General features: G+C 70.9%; 14 protein-coding genes. All 14 read right to left on the bottom strand.

Translation table 11 applies throughout. From position 1 onward, the window contains the following. Genes KK131_RS17235 through KK131_RS17170 form a run of 14 tightly spaced genes read right to left on the bottom strand, consistent with a single transcriptional unit; the run spans position 1 to position 12,316 of the window. Positions 1-324 (bottom strand): hypothetical protein, encoded by a 324-nt coding sequence (locus KK131_RS17235; protein WP_214558080.1) that lies wholly within the window; start codon positions 322-324, stop codon positions 1-3. An 11-nt stretch (positions 325-335) separates the two neighbouring features. Further along, positions 336-842, bottom strand: a complete 507-nt coding sequence (locus KK131_RS17230) for a phage baseplate assembly protein V (RefSeq protein ID WP_214558078.1) — start codon at positions 840-842, stop codon at positions 336-338. Further along, complete coding sequence (locus tag KK131_RS17225) at positions 839-1,975, bottom strand: hypothetical protein (RefSeq protein ID WP_214558077.1); 1,137 nt, start codon at positions 1,973-1,975, stop codon at positions 839-841. Before KK131_RS17225 ends, KK131_RS17230 begins: the two co-directional genes overlap by 4 nt. Beyond that, positions 1,968-2,288 carry a LysM domain-containing protein gene (locus KK131_RS17220; RefSeq protein ID WP_214558076.1) on the bottom strand — a complete coding sequence of 107 codons (321 nt, stop codon included), beginning with the start codon at positions 2,286-2,288 and terminating at the stop codon, positions 1,968-1,970. The genes KK131_RS17225 and KK131_RS17220 overlap by 8 nt, the downstream gene beginning before the upstream one ends. 42 nt (positions 2,289-2,330) lie before the next feature. Then, positions 2,331-2,963 carry a M15 family metallopeptidase gene (locus tag KK131_RS17215; RefSeq protein WP_345777277.1) on the bottom strand — a complete coding sequence of 211 codons (633 nt, stop codon included), beginning with the start codon at positions 2,961-2,963 and terminating at the stop codon, positions 2,331-2,333. Between the two features lie 43 nt (positions 2,964-3,006). Further along, the gene (locus KK131_RS17210; protein ID WP_214558073.1) at positions 3,007-3,663 is read right to left on the bottom strand and encodes a hypothetical protein; all 657 of its coding nucleotides are present in this window, start codon (positions 3,661-3,663) and stop codon (positions 3,007-3,009) included. Next, positions 3,660-4,493 (bottom strand): hypothetical protein, encoded by an 834-nt coding sequence (locus KK131_RS17205; RefSeq protein ID WP_214558071.1) that lies wholly within the window; start codon positions 4,491-4,493, stop codon positions 3,660-3,662. Before KK131_RS17205 ends, KK131_RS17210 begins: the two co-directional genes overlap by 4 nt. A gap of 13 nt (positions 4,494-4,506) precedes the next feature. Next, a complete protein-coding gene (locus tag KK131_RS17200) occupies positions 4,507-6,351 on the bottom strand; it encodes a DUF4157 domain-containing protein (protein ID WP_250887376.1) in 1,845 nt (614 codons plus the stop codon). Continuing rightward, on the bottom strand, positions 6,344-7,165 hold the full coding sequence (locus KK131_RS17195) for a hypothetical protein (RefSeq protein ID WP_214558070.1): 822 nt from the start codon (positions 7,163-7,165) through the stop codon (positions 6,344-6,346). Before KK131_RS17195 ends, KK131_RS17200 begins: the two co-directional genes overlap by 8 nt. 1 nt (position 7,166) lies before the next feature. After that, the gene (locus KK131_RS17190; protein WP_214558069.1) at positions 7,167-7,454 is read right to left on the bottom strand and encodes a hypothetical protein; all 288 of its coding nucleotides are present in this window, start codon (positions 7,452-7,454) and stop codon (positions 7,167-7,169) included. Further along, on the bottom strand, positions 7,451-9,601 hold the full coding sequence (locus KK131_RS17185; RefSeq protein WP_214558068.1) for an ATP-binding protein: 2,151 nt from the start codon (positions 9,599-9,601) through the stop codon (positions 7,451-7,453). The genes KK131_RS17190 and KK131_RS17185 overlap by 4 nt, the downstream gene beginning before the upstream one ends. Beyond that, on the bottom strand, positions 9,598-10,842 hold the full coding sequence (locus KK131_RS17180; RefSeq protein WP_214558066.1) for a DUF4255 domain-containing protein: 1,245 nt from the start codon (positions 10,840-10,842) through the stop codon (positions 9,598-9,600). Before KK131_RS17180 ends, KK131_RS17185 begins: the two co-directional genes overlap by 4 nt. Next, a complete protein-coding gene (locus tag KK131_RS17175) occupies positions 10,839-11,585 on the bottom strand; it encodes a hypothetical protein (protein WP_214558065.1) in 747 nt (248 codons plus the stop codon). Before KK131_RS17175 ends, KK131_RS17180 begins: the two co-directional genes overlap by 4 nt. Then, positions 11,582-12,316 carry a hypothetical protein gene (locus tag KK131_RS17170; protein ID WP_214558061.1) on the bottom strand — a complete coding sequence of 245 codons (735 nt, stop codon included), beginning with the start codon at positions 12,314-12,316 and terminating at the stop codon, positions 11,582-11,584. The genes KK131_RS17175 and KK131_RS17170 overlap by 4 nt, the downstream gene beginning before the upstream one ends. Between the last annotated feature and the right edge of the window lie 4 nt (positions 12,317-12,320).

Below are 12,320 nucleotides of genomic sequence, written 5' to 3'. Positions count from 1 at the left end.
TCACATCGCGGTGACGCGCGTCTGGCTGGCGACGATCAGCAGCGGCGTGCCGGTCGGCGTGCAGACCGCCTGGCTGTCGAGCAGCAGCAGCGGCTGCCCGCTGGACGTGACCCGGGTCGCGGCGGTGACGAATTGCGCGGAAACACACGGGCCGTTCGCTGCCGTCGGCGGCGGCAGCGCGCAGCCGGCGACCAGCCACGGCGCCGGCATCGTCACCGTGGGCTGGCCGCTCACCGCGACGCGCGGATTCGGTGCGGTGGCCTGCGCCTGGCCGCCGTGCGAGCAGAGCACGCTGGCGCCGACATGGATGAGGAAGCCCGGCATCATGCATCTCCCTAGGTCACGACCAGCGCGCCGTTGTTGACCGTCACCGTCGGCCCCGCGAGCACGATGGTGGCGCCTTGGCCGTTGGAGATCGTGATGCCGACCTCGTTGACCATGATCATCGCGCCGGTGACGCTCTTCAGCAGGATGCCGCCGGCCGGCCCCGGCACGTCGCTGATCGCGATGGTGTTCTGCAGGCCCGACTGCAGCACCACGCTCGGGCTGGCCGGATTGCCGGCCAGCGCCAGCGCCGGCACCTCCGCCGCGCTGCCCCAAAAGCCGCCGACCCAGACCGGATAATCCGGATCGCCCTGCTCGAACTCGATCCACACGCCGGCGCCGATCTGCGGCACCACGTACACGCCGCTCTGCTTGCCGGCGATCGGCACGCACGGCATCGCCCAGCTCGACGGGATCAGCCCGGACACGTCCGGCACCATCACCTGGATGCGCCCGCGCTGTTCCGGGTCCACGTTCTGGACCACGGTGCCGCGGTACTTGCCGTAGAACTTGCTCATGGCGGCACCAGCGGCACGGTGGAAAGCAGGCCCTTGCGCGACAGCTGGAAGCTTTGCTTGTATTCACCGCGGCGGATCGTGTGGCGTACCTGGCTGACGTAGTGCAGGCCATCGAACGCAGGACCGACGCCGCGCACGCCGACCAGCTGGCGCGGCTTCAGCACGCGGCCGTAGCGCACCACGTCGAGGCTGCCGCGGCCGGTGACGGTGTCGGCCGATTTCGCCGCCTCGGCCATGCCCAGCAGCAGCGCGCGCTGCGGCGAATACTTCGCGGTCTCGGGCAGCGGGCGGAACTGCTGCGGCGGCGGATCGATCAGGCCCAACGGCGGATTCAGCGGCCCGATGTCCGGGATCGGCAGCGGCAGCGGTACCTTGGTCTGCTCGTTCTGGATGTAGACCACCGGCAGCTGCCGCGCGTTGCCGTCGTAGCTGAAGCTGAGCTCGTCGACGTTGCTGGCCGCATCCATGTCCGCGTTCAACGCCGGCTGCGGCACGCCCACCTTGATCTTCGGCCCCCAGTACGCGGTGCTCATGCCGGGCAGCGGGCCGGGGTCGAGGTAGAACACGTAGCCGACGCGTTCGGCCAGCAGGCGGATGTATTCCAGGTCGCTGCCCTGCTGGGTGGGGATGCGGTTGGTCGGGATCGGCACGTCGATCGCGATGCTCGGGATCACCAGCGGCACGATGCCGAGGAAGGCGTACTTCGCCAGCAGCAGCGCCACGATCGCCTCGGCCGGCATCGCCGGGTACGGCAGGCCCGGCAGGCCGGAGAATTCCAGCTTGGTCATCACCGCGGTGAGGTCGTCGCCGGTGACCTGCAAGGTGGTGTGGCGCTGGTCCGCGCCCGGCACCACTTCGGTGCGGGTCACCACGCCGTCGATCAGCACCTGCGGCATGCCGTTCACGGTGACCACCACGATCACCCGCAGCAGCGGCACCACGCCCCCGCCCGAGAGCAGGAACAGCGTGTGCAGCGGCGACTGCACGCTCAGCGTGAACTGCAGCGTGAATGCGCCGGCCGCCTCGTCCGGCGCGTTCACCTCGACCCGGGTGAGCGCGTCCAGCACGAGCTGCGGCACCGGCACCGGCACCACCGGGCCGACCAGCAAGGTCAGGTGCACACCCTCAAGCATGCGGCACCCCCGGGATGCCTTCGGGCAAGGTGATGCGCAGCTTTTTCCCGATCGCCGCGGTCAGTTCCTCCGGGCGCAGCGCACGGTTCGCATCGCACAGCCGCCAGAACTGCTCGGGGTCGCCCAGGTACTTCGCCGCGATGTTGTCCAGCCGCTCGTTCTGCACGACTTGATGCCATTGCAGCAGGGCGAGGTTTTCCGGCGCCGGCGCGAAGCGGCGCTTGAGGTACGTCACCATGGTGCCATCGGCGCGCACCAGGCTCGTGGTGGGCGTCAGGGCGTAGCGGCTGGTGGGCGGGAAATTCGAGGTCATGGAGGCTTCTCCGTCGCGGGCGTGTCGATCGCACCGGTTGCGTCAGGCGTACACCGCGTCGCCGCGATCCCTCCTGGATCGCAGCTCGGCCAACATCTGCTGTTCGCTTTCGTCCGCCGCCCAGGCGGGCCGCAACTGGAAGTGCGGCTGGTCGACGATGGTCTTCCAGTTGCCGCCCCATTCCAGGCCCAGGTCCATGCCCAACGCGCCAACGGCTTTGTACTTCGGGGACTCCGGCAAGTACCGGCTCCCTTCGAACACGCCGATGTCGAACGCGATGCCGAAGTTGTGGTTCGAGTAACCGGCCCGGGCATTGGTCACCTTCTTTCCCGGAGCCGTGCGCCCCTGGGCATACAGCGCCGCCTGCTCCTCGTAGGTACGCAAGCCGCTGATCACGCGGATGGTGATCCCGGCAGCCGCCGCTTTCTGCACCAGGGTGCGCGCGATCGGGCGCACTTCCGGCAGCAGCGTGGCGATCACCTTTTCACTGCGGTCGTCCACCGGCGAAATGGCTTCGGACGGCTTCATCTGATCGATCTTCTTGCCGACCAGCCGCGCGTAGATCGCACCCCATGTCTGCGGGCCGGCCTTGCCATCCACCTCCACGCCGAGGGTTTGCTGTACGGCGGCAATCATTTCCTCGATACGCATGTCGCTCTCCGATGTGTTCGCGATGCCCGGCCTTTCACGGGCACAAGTAAGATCCCGGCGCCCCCGATCACGGCACGCCGCTCAGGCCGAGCGCGGACAACTGGCCGCCGGCGCCGCCGGCCAGGCGCTCCTTCTGCTGCAGGTAATTCATGAACAGGCTGGCGGCCTTGTGCCCGGTGGGCACGTCGTTCACCGACAATACGCGCAAGCCCAGGCTGACCTTGGCGCGGATCGGGTTCAGCGCCGTGTCGAAGGCCTCCTCGGTGATGCCGAATTCGGTGACGCGCACCGGCAGGATGCGCGACTTGCTCCACACGAACAGCGCCAGCGGCGTCTCCATCGGTACGATCTCCAGCGTGCCGATCTGCGCCAGCGCGTCGTTCGCGCGCAGCTGCCCGCTGCTCGGATAGACCATCGTCTCCAGCGCGGCCAGCTGGGCGAAGATGCCGGACTGGGTGACGCCGCCGTTCTGCTCCGGAAACTCCAGCTGGTCGGTGGCGTCGATCTCCGCCTCCAGCTTCAGCGTCTCCACCGGCGGCCCTTTCAGGCGCAGCACCTCGGAACGGTCGCCGCCGTCCGCACTGACCGCCTGCACCTGCAGCGAGCGGGTCAGCGAGTCGGGGTTGTACTGCAGCGCGATCACCCGCAGCACCGCCGAGCTGGCCGCATCGATCAGCACGATGCCGCCCTTGAGGATGCGCGGGGAGCCGGGGAAGGCGCTCATGGGTGGCTGCCCGTCCTGGCCGCACGCAGCACGGCGGCGTTGATCCGGATGTTCGGGTCGATCCGGCGGGCGGCGTCGACGTTCGCCTGTGCTTTCTGCGGCTGGCCCAGCACCACGTACGCCTTGGCCAGCGCGGCGTGCGAGGCCGCCGGCAGCGGCGCGGCGGTCGACTGCAGTTGCCTGGCGATCTCGGCAATCTGGTGCTGGCGTGCACTGTCCACCGGCGCTGTCGCGGCGGGGGGCGAAGAAGCGGATGCGGGAGCCGGCGTGGGCGCGGCCGCGACGCTGCCGGTTCCGGCCGGCGCCGCCGCAGGCGGCGCGCTGGCCGCGGCGGCGGGAGGCGGCGCAGCGATCAGCGCGTTCGCCTGCACCTGGTTCAACTTCGCCGTGAGCACCGGCACCAGGGTGGCCTGCACCTGCGCCGAGGGTTTCTCATGCAGCACCGATTGCGCCAGCCGATAGGCCTTGTCCACCTCGCCGATCGCGCGGTAGCCGTCCGACACCTGCGCCTGCAGCTGCGGATTGCCGGCGGAGCGCTGCTCCAGATTGCTGAGTGCCTGCTGCGCCTGCTGCTTCTGCACCGGATCGGTCGGCGCCTGCGGCTGCGTGCGGATGCGGTCCAGTTCGACCGTGTCCTGGCTGAACTTCACCGCCTGGATGCCGGGGAAACCCATCAGCACGATCGCGAGCACGATCAGCGCCATCGCCATCTTGAAGTCGCGTCGCTGCACGATCATCACGGTGATCGCCGCCAGCGCGAACACGAACAGGATGAGGCCGCAAAGCAGCATCAGTTTTTCGTAGCCGTACAGGCCGTCGAAGATGTTCATGGCGAGGTGTCCATCAGTGCTTTCCCGGAATGTCGAAATTGAATGGCCCCGGGGTCTTTATGCCGAACGATTTCTGGGCCGCCTCCAGAACCTCGGGACTGCATTCGACGGCGCTGGGTTCGTCCCGCGCCGGAACGCCGGGCTGGCGCTCGCGCACGACCCGCGTGCGCTCTAGCACGATGGCCGCCCGACGCATCAGCTCGTAGGCCTGTTCGCGCTGCCGGCCGAACGGCATGCGTTCGAATTTCGCCCGTTCCGCCGGATCGGCGGGCGCCAGCGGGTCGGGCGTGCCTTGCTTGCCGAGGAACTCGTCCACGGCGCCTCGCTCCATGCCCGGCCCTTTCGGCTCGGGCTCCTGCTTGCCCTGTTCCGGCGGCAGCTCGCTCTCGCCGCTTTGCCTGGCGCCGGACAGGTCGCAGCCGGCGCACACCTTCGGGTCCGCCAGCCAGTCGCGGGCCGCCTGCGCCCGCTCGATGGCCAGCGCCACATTGCCTTCGAACTGCGGCGCGTGTTCGGAGCCACGCGGCCCCTCGGGCGAGGTGAAGCCCTTGATGGAGGTGACCCGGTAACCCTGTTCGTTCAGCGCCTGGATGTCGGTCGGCAACCGGAAATCCTTGCGGACCTCGTGCCTGGCGTGCCGGAAGAACACGTAGCGCGTCTGGACGTCCGTCTGCTTCAGCGCCGGCACCTCAGGCACCGCGGGCACGTGGGTGATCCTCTCGCAGGCGAAGGTGATCTTCTGCTTGCCTTTCTTGTGGCAATCCACGGGCTTCGTGGCCGCGCCGCCGCCGATGTCGATGGTGAACATGCACGACCCCGCCCGCGGGTCGCAATTCACGCCACCCTTCACGGTCACGTCCTTGGTCTGCACCTCCACCGACCCACCGGCGCCGGCGACGCCCTTCTCGTCCAGCTTGACCGACGGTACGAGCGACACCGTGAAGCTCGAGCCCTGGATGAAGGTGATCTTCAGCTCGGGATTGATGGCGACGCCCTTCAGCGCGTCGGAGCCCGCCACCATGTTGGCTACCACCGACCCGAGCGCCTGCGGTATGTCCACGCCCGGCTGCAGGTTCACCTGGATGTTGCCCTTGCACAGGGAGATGTCCAGCCAGATTTCCTTGAGGCTGGCGCCAGGCGTGACCGAACCGTGGAAGCCGGGCACCGGCGGCCCGTCCGCGGCCGTCATCGTCACCCGGTAATCGGAACCGTCGGGGCAATGCACCTTGCGCACGTCCGCGCTGTCGCCCGCGCTGGCGGCGCATCCGCGCATCTGCCGGCGCACCACCCCGCCGCCGCTGGGCGCAACGGAAACCCGCTCGCCCCGCGCCACCGCGTCGGCCGCCCGGTCGGCGGCGATTTCGGAGGCGTCGCCGGGCTGCCCGATCGCCAGCGACGCGTGCAGGCCGCCGGCGCCGGGATCCTGCAGCGTATGCGCCAGCTCGTGCGCGAGCAGGCGGCGGCCCGCCGGCGTGCCCGGTGCGTACTGGTGAGTGTCGAACACGACATGGCTGCCGACGGCGTAGGCAAGCGCGCCCACGGCGCGCGCGGATGCGGCGGCGTGGCCGTCGTCGTGCACGCGCACGCGGCTGAAGTCGCTGCCGAAACGCGGCTCCATCCAGTTCCGGGTCGCGGGTTCGAGCGGCCGGCCCGGAGTGGCAAGCACATCGTGCACGAGCTGCGGCACCATCGGCGATGCCCCGCCGTCGCGGCTGCTTCGCCGCAGCCGTTTCTTCGCGCAATCCGGGCATTCGCCGCCGCCCGGCGCATGCGTGCCGCAGGCGCACTTGCGCTGCAGCAGCGCGCCGTGAACCGCCGGCACCGGCTTCGCCGCCACGCTGGCGCTGCGCTCAGCCATGCCCGCCTCCGGCGCGCGCCGCCGTCCTCTTTGCCGCCAGCTTCGCCTTGCGCAATCCGGCGAGGAAGGCGTCGAGCTTGCCCGCATCCAGCCCGCGCTTCTTCTTCGCGGTGTCGATCGCGTCGATGATCGCGTAGGCCTCGTCGCAGTATTTGACGAGGAAGGCCCAGGTCATCTGCTGCTTGCGGCCCCAGGTGACGCAGACCGGGCCGCTCTTCGTGTAGCCGGGCACGTAGACGTAGTGGCCGTTGCGCGGATTCGGCTGGCCGGCCTTGCCGCTCGCCACCGCCCACGGCTTGCCGGCATAGAACTGGGTCAGCGCCGCATCGGGCAGGGTGAAGCCGAGGCCGACGCCGATGTCCATGAACACCGCGCGCTTGACCTCGCTGCGCCTGGCCTGGTCGATCTGCGCGAAGGCCTTGATCTTGTAGCGACGCTTCGCCGCGAGCCAGCCCTTGCTGCGCCACTCCTTCAGCGAATCGAGCACGACCAGGCCGCTGTCGACGCCGCCGCTCTCGCTGAAGTACTCGCGCAGCACGTCGTGTTCGCTGATCGCGATCAGCTTGTTCTGCTCGGCCTTCTCGAAGCGCAGGGTCTGGTGCGCGCGGCCGGCGATCACGCAGTCGCCGTACTGGTCGTTGCCGAACATCGGCGTGGGGATGCCGTGGTGCACGACGTCGAAGTCGTACTCGGCCGGCAGCGCCGGCGGCGCCTTCAGCAGTGCGGCGAACATCAGGTTGCGGTCGTCGCGCTTGGCCTTCCGTTTGCCGAAACGCACGATGCCGTCGGGGCGGGGTTTGGGGATCGCTTTCATGTCAATGCTCCTTGCCCGCGACGTGCGCGGCGGGAGAGATGCCGAGACCGCGCTGCACCGCCGTGGCGATGCGCGGGCCGAGGCGCTCGTGCGGGTGGCTGGCAGTCGGCAGCTTCGCCGGCGGCAGCGCAGCCACCGCGCCGAGGCCGCGCAACGCGCCGACCGCGCCAGGCTGCGCCAGCAGGCGGGCCAGCTCGGATTCGAGTGCGGCGCGCACGCTGCCTGCGCGTTCGCCGCCGAGCGCGGCTTCGTCGATCACCAGCCGCTCGATGTGCAGCTCGATGCTCACGGTTTGCTCCCGGCGCTTTCCAGCCAACGGAAGTCCGCCTCGTTGACCGGCTTGTCCAGCTTGCGGTACTCGCCGCGCACGGCATCGAGCAGCAGCGGCATGCCGACCGGCACGCCACCCTTGGCCGCCATGAACGCCGCGTTCAGCGCGATGCCCTGGATGCTGCCGCCGGTAAGCGGGAGCCGTGCCAGCCGGTCGAAGTCCAGCGCGCCCACCGCCGCCTGCGCCGGGAACGCCGAGGCCCAGATCGCGCGGCGTTCGGCCGTGCCGGGGAACGGGAAGTTGATGACGAAGCGCAGCCGGCGCAGGAACGCGCCGTCCAGCGCGCCCTTCATGTTGGTGGCCAGGATCGCCAGCCCGCCGAACGACTCCAGCCGCTGCAGCAGGTAGTTCACCTCGATGTTGGCGTAGCGGTCGTGGCTGTCCTTCACCTCGCTGCGCTTGCCGAACAGCGCGTCGGCCTCGTCGAAGAACAGGATCGCGCCGCCGCCCTCGGCCGCGTCGAACAGCTTGCGCAGGTTCTTCTCGGTCTCGCCGATGTACTTGCTGACCACCGCCGACAGGTCGATGCGGTACAGCGACAGGCCCAGTTCGCGCGCCAGCACTTCGGCCGCCATGGTCTTGCCGGTGCCGCTTTCGCCGGTGAACAGCGCGCTGATCGACAGCCCCCGGTTCATCCGCTGGCGGAAGCCCCAGTCGTCGTAGACGGTCGTGCGCTGGGCAACCTGGTCGGCGATCTGGCGCAGCAGGGCCTTCTCGCCGTCGGGCAGCTTCAGGTCGTCCCAGCCGGCCTTCGGCTCGATGCGCTGGGCGAGCTGGTCCAGCGCCGGCCGGGTATGCGCCAACGCACCCTGCCACAGCGTCTGCGCCAGTGCGGCGGGCTTGTCCTCGGCCGCCGCCAGCGCACCGTGCGCGATCTGCTCGATCTTGCCCAGGTTGAAATCGAAATGGCCGGCCAGCTGCTGCGGCTGCGCGCCGGCGGCATCGCCCAGCAGGCGCTGCCACAGCGAACGCTGCTCGACGGCGGTGGGCTTGGCCACGTCGACGCTGAGCGCATGCGTGGCCGCACTTGCCCACGGCTCGCGCGCGTCGACGAAGGCTAGCCCGCCGGTGCGTGCGAGGAAACGCCTGACCCACGCGGCAGCGGCGTCGCCGTGTTCGACCTCGGCCGCGTCGAGGTACAGCGCCAGCGGCAGCAGCCGGCTTTCGCGCTGCCACAGCCGCAGCAAAGTCTCCTGTTCGCCCACCGCGGCCGGCAGCAGTTCGGCCGACAGGCGATAGGCCTGCGCGCCGAACGCGGCGGCGATGGCCTGCGCGATCGCCTGCTTGCTCACGCTGTCGCTGCCGAGCAGTTGCACCACCGGCAGCGGCTCGCCCGGCGGCACGTGGCGCAGGCTGTCCAGCAGCCGGTCGGCGAGCGCCTGCTGCGACGGCGGCAGCGTGGCCGGCGGCAACGCGGTGAGCAGCGGCGTCAGCCGGTCGTCCAGGTAGTTCATGCCCTTGACGAAATTCACCACGCGCTCGTCGGCGCTGAGCGCCGCGCCGATCAGCGGCTGCGCGCCGGGTTGGTGGATGTCGAGCAGGCGCCAGTAGCGCAGCGGCCGCTGCGGCGACAGCGCATCCCAGCTCGGCGCGTCGAGCACGGCGAAGGCCAGCGCAAAGGTCGGATACGGCTTGGCGGGATCGTGCTGGGCCTGCGCGCACAGCGCGGGAAAGCGCGTATCCAGTTCCATACCGATGCACAGCAGGAGCACGTCGCGCTCGAACGCGGACAGGCCGAGGCGGCTCGCGAGCACGGCCAGCGCGGGGGTGTGCCCGCCCTCGCCGTCGCCCGGCGCGGCAGCGGCCGTGCCGTCATCCGGCACGGCGGCGACGAGCGGTCGGGCGGCGGGCGGTTCGTCGGCATTCGCCGCCGCAAGCGGCGGCGGTACGTGCTGGCCGCTGAACAGCCGCGCGACCCAGGAATGCTTCGGCCCCGCCGGTGCACGCACCGCCGGCGCGGATTCCATCAGCGCGGTGGCCGCCGCCGGTGCCGCCGCCGGCGTGTCGTGCCGCTGCGCGGCGCGCTCCAGCCGCGCGCGCAGATCGGCCAGCGCGCCGGCGAGGTAGCGGTCGTTCGCTTCCAGCCACGGCGCGTAATCGTTCATGACACGACCACCTGCTGGTCCGCGGCGAACGCGGGCGCGCTGCTGCTGAAGTCGACCGGGATGCTGTCGGCGCCGTCCACGCGCAGGCGCACGGTGTACGTGCCCGCGGCCACGCCGGTGAGCTGGAAGACCAGCGCGGTCGGCTGGTGCGTGTCGGCCGGGTTGCCGAGGCTGGCCGGCGCCAGCAGGCGGTCGCCGAACAGCAGGAACACGCGCTGGCCGTCGCGGATGCGCGGCGTGCAGGTCAGGTTCAAGGCGAAGTCGCCGGCCGCGGCGGCGAGCGAGCCGAGCGCGATGCGCGGCGCCAGCACCAGCGGCAGCTCGTTGCTGAGCAATGGCGGCAGTCCCGGCGGCTGCACCAGCAGGGCCACGGTGTAGATGCCCGGCGCCCAGCGCGCGACGGCATCGGCATCGTCGGCGGTGTCGGCGAGATGCACGCGCAACGTGCCGGCGGCGTCGCCGGGTTGCGGCGCGATATCGATCGGCGCGTCCAGGCGCAGGCTGCTGAAGCGGGCCAGCGAATGATCCGTCGCGAGCTGGCGCCCGTTCAGCACGATGTCCTCGCCGAGGCGCACGGCAGCCTGATGGCGCGGGTAGTCGAGCGCCTCCAGCACCGCGGCGGCGGACGCGGTGGCGATCACGCCGCGATCCTGCGGGCCGCGCCGCAGCACCGGCAGCGGTGCGCGCATCGCCGCCTGGCTGTCGATCAGCACCACCGCCGCCTCGTAGACGGCCGAGGCGCGATAGTTGGTCTGGAACGCGGTCCACAGCCGGGACAACTCGTCCACACTCTGCGGCAGCGGGGTGACGCGCACGCGCTCGATCTGGCTGGCCAGGTCGTTGTCCGGCAGCGCGTTGCGGATGTCGTTGCCGTCGAGCACGCCGCGGTCGTGCAGGGTGCTCATCGCGGCGGCCAGCACGCGATGGCTGATCGCGTCGTTGTCGTTCTCGCCGCGACCCCAGGCGGTGATCACGTAGTGCAGGTTCAGCGCCAGCGGCGGCGGCGCGGTCTCGCCGGGACGCACCTGGCCGGGCAGGTCGAGATTGCGCCAGGCGGCATTGGCGACCACCTGGTACAGGAACAGGTTGAGCTGCGCCTTGCTGATGCCCTTGCGCGCCACGTCGGGCGGCTGCAGGGTCACTTCCAGGTCGCTCAATTCCGCATCCAGTGCCGGCATCTGCGCCAGCAGCAGGTTGCGCAGCGTGCGCGTGGTCGCGGCGATGGCCAGCACGTTGCTCATGGCGACGCCTTGCCGCCACGCTGGCGCAGGTAGTCGTCGAGGCTGCCCGGCTGCGGGCCTTCGCGACGCCGCGGTGGGGTGGCGGCCACCGGCGCGGCGCGCACCTCGAGCCGGCCGATGCTGACGTGCACCACCGGCTCACCCGCTGCGTCGGCCTTGCCTTCGGCTCGTGCAGCCGCGGCCCGCGTGGCGACGGTGCGCCCGAATCGTGCGGGCGCTACGCGTGGCGCGGCAAATACCGGCGCAGGCGCGGGCAACAAGGCGCCGTTCGACGCCGGCGTCCGCGCCGTCTCCAGCCGATCCGGCGCGACGTGCGCCTGCCGTGGCTGCACCGGTTGCGGCGGTGCGGGCATGGCCGGACGCGCCGACACGGATGGCGCTGCGGGGCGGTCGACGGCGGGCGTGAAGGCTCGTTCGCCGACGGTCGACGGTGCCGACGCGTGCGGCGCCGCGCTCGCGGCAGCGCTTGCCGACACCGCCGCCACCACGCGTTCGATGGGCGCGACGGGCGCTGCGGCCGGCTGTGCCGACGCGCTCGCGGGTGCTGCACTTGTCGGCGCCTCGACCGGCACCGCGTGCATGGCGGGCGCTGCCTGGCGCCGGTCGGACGGCGCCTCGTCCGCATCGGCCGGCGGCACGATCGGCGCGCGCTGCAGCGGTTCGAACAGCGACGGCAGCCGTGGCGCCAGCGTGGTTTCGCCGCCGATCGCGCGTGCCGCCAGCCGGTCGAGGAAATCGCTCATGGCGCGCACAGCTCCAGGTAAGCCTGGCGCCGGCGCGGGCTCAGGGCGAGGATGTCGGCCTCGGCCCAGTGATAGGCCTGCGCCAGCGTGTCCACCTCGCGCAGCATGTGCAGCGCCCACGCGTGCAGTTCCTGCCACAGGAAGCGCGCGATATCGAACAGCGGCTGCCATTCGTGATCGCAGTGCGGGCAGCGGAAGGCCAGTTGCAGGTCGGCCTGCGGATCGGCCTGCGCCATCGCCCGCGCGATCTCCGCCTGCAGCTCGTGCGGCAAGCTGCGCGGCTCGTGCGCTTCGTCGCCGGATCGCGCGTCGAGCACGCAACGCTCGAGCAGCAGCGCGCGCGCGGCTTCGGCATCGCCGCAGTTTTCCAATGCCAGCAGGTCGCGGCTGTCCGGCAATCGGAACTGCACGCGAATGCCGCGCGCGGCATGTTCCAGCATGGAGGCGGCGGCGTCCGCATGCGGCAGCCGCAAATCGTCGCAACGGAACGTCGCCTCGACCGTGGCCGCGCAATGCGGGCACGCCGCCACCGCATCGATCGCGGCGCCGAACAGGCGCTCGCGCAACTCCAGCAGCAGCGCATCGCGCCGGCCCAGCGGCAAGGCCGCCTGCGCTTCGGCGGAGTATTCGTCGCAGCTGCAGCCGAGCAGCAACAGCCCGCGTGCCGCGGCGGACGGGTCGCCCCCGCGTTCCCAGACCTGCAGCAGCTGCGCGGGCGTGGGCGTGTGCATGGCG

It is taken from the genome of Rhodanobacter sp. LX-99, assembly GCF_018599185.1.
GTDB lineage: Bacteria > Pseudomonadota > Gammaproteobacteria > Xanthomonadales > Rhodanobacteraceae > Rhodanobacter.
The sequence above is the reverse complement of the archived record's forward strand: the minus strand, read 5'-3'. Positions and strand labels throughout refer to the sequence as shown.

Excerpts from the sequence above, each read along its gene's own strand:
- KK131_RS17235 (WP_214558080.1), bottom strand. The coding sequence starts at position 324 with ATGCCGGGCTTCCTCATCCATGTCGGCGCCAGCGTGCTCTGCTCGCAC.
- KK131_RS17230 (WP_214558078.1), bottom strand. The coding sequence starts at position 842 with ATGAGCAAGTTCTACGGCAAGTACCGCGGCACCGTGGTCCAGAACGTG.
- KK131_RS17225 (WP_214558077.1), bottom strand. The coding sequence starts at position 1,975 with ATGCTTGAGGGTGTGCACCTGACCTTGCTGGTCGGCCCGGTGGTGCCG.
- KK131_RS17220 (WP_214558076.1), bottom strand. The coding sequence starts at position 2,288 with ATGACCTCGAATTTCCCGCCCACCAGCCGCTACGCCCTGACGCCCACC.
- KK131_RS17210 (WP_214558073.1), bottom strand. The coding sequence starts at position 3,663 with ATGAGCGCCTTCCCCGGCTCCCCGCGCATCCTCAAGGGCGGCATCGTG.
- KK131_RS17205 (WP_214558071.1), bottom strand. The coding sequence starts at position 4,493 with ATGAACATCTTCGACGGCCTGTACGGCTACGAAAAACTGATGCTGCTT.
- KK131_RS17200 (WP_250887376.1), bottom strand. The coding sequence starts at position 6,351 with ATGGCTGAGCGCAGCGCCAGCGTGGCGGCGAAGCCGGTGCCGGCGGTT.
- KK131_RS17195 (WP_214558070.1), bottom strand. The coding sequence starts at position 7,165 with ATGAAAGCGATCCCCAAACCCCGCCCCGACGGCATCGTGCGTTTCGGC.
- KK131_RS17185 (WP_214558068.1), bottom strand. The coding sequence starts at position 9,601 with ATGAACGATTACGCGCCGTGGCTGGAAGCGAACGACCGCTACCTCGCC.
- KK131_RS17180 (WP_214558066.1), bottom strand. The coding sequence starts at position 10,842 with ATGAGCAACGTGCTGGCCATCGCCGCGACCACGCGCACGCTGCGCAAC.
- KK131_RS17175 (WP_214558065.1), bottom strand. The coding sequence starts at position 11,585 with ATGAGCGATTTCCTCGACCGGCTGGCGGCACGCGCGATCGGCGGCGAA.
- KK131_RS17170 (WP_214558061.1), bottom strand. The coding sequence starts at position 12,316 with ATGCACACGCCCACGCCCGCGCAGCTGCTGCAGGTCTGGGAACGCGGG.